The organism is Gilvimarinus sp. 1_MG-2023, from assembly GCF_030548285.1.
Genome location: NZ_JAUOSC010001556.1, coordinates 1 through 242 on the forward strand (window position 1 = coordinate 1; position 242 = coordinate 242).

At 53.7% G+C, this 242-nt stretch carries 1 pseudogene; it reads left to right on the forward strand.

Annotated features, from left to right (window positions below):
- Positions 1 to 242 (forward strand): annotated as a pseudogene (locus tag Q4563_RS22025) (biotin/lipoyl-binding protein); the annotation flags it as partial.

Here is a 242-nt window from a genome sequence, read left to right on the forward strand (position 1 = left end):
GGTCGATGCTGGGCAGTTTGTTAAAAAAGGGGAGGTGCTGTTCACTCTCGATCTGCGAGACCTGCGCGAGTCTGTTGTGACTGCACGTGCCAACCTGAGGGCAGCAGAAGCAACGCTGAAACTTGCTGAAAAAGATCTGGAGCGTGACTATCAATTGGTAGATCAGGGCTATACCAGTCGGCAGGAATACGAGAGGGCGTTACTGACCCAGGAAGAGACGCAAGCGCGTCGTGATGTTGCTG